Origin of the sequence: Stappia sp. BW2, from assembly GCF_008107695.1 — a bacterium.
Classification (GTDB): Bacteria; Pseudomonadota; Alphaproteobacteria; order Rhizobiales; family Stappiaceae; genus Roseibium.
In genome coordinates this window covers 1-436 of sequence record NZ_VIRG01000031.1, presented here as the reverse complement: position 1 = coordinate 436, position 436 = coordinate 1, and the positions used below count along the sequence as shown (strand labels likewise).

Annotated in this window: 1 tRNA gene; it reads left to right on the top strand. The window is 43.6% G+C overall.

The features are described from left to right. Positions 1 to 316 precede the first annotated feature (316 nt). Positions 317 to 392 (top strand) — tRNA-Asn (locus FMN63_RS00150). Positions 393 to 436 lie beyond the last annotated feature (44 nt).

Sequence of the window (436 nt, the reverse complement as noted above, 5' to 3'; positions counted from 1 at the left end):
GTTTTTAAGAATCGGCCCAAGTGCCGCCATTACTTACAACCAGAATGCAAGATGCTTGCCAGTTCTATTTTAGCGTTGATGCGCAAGCTAACCAACTGTCAAATAAGAGATTATGATAGATTCGTCATTGGCCCTTTTTATCAGCAGTCGCATTCACCTGCCCTATAAAAGGGGGGTATGCACCACGATGGTTCATTACCCAATAAGATTGAAAGCTCACCACTTTGTTGAAATTGTCAGCAAACAAACAAAAAAATGCATTTCACCCTTTGACATCACCATGCACTGCCATTAATATGCGCCCCGTTCACACGATTCCTCTGTAGTTCAGTCGGTAGAACGGCGGACTGTTAATCCGTATGTCACTGGTTCGAGTCCAGTCAGAGGAGCCAATTTTCTGTTTTCATGCATCCTTGCGAATCTTTATCCGATGTTG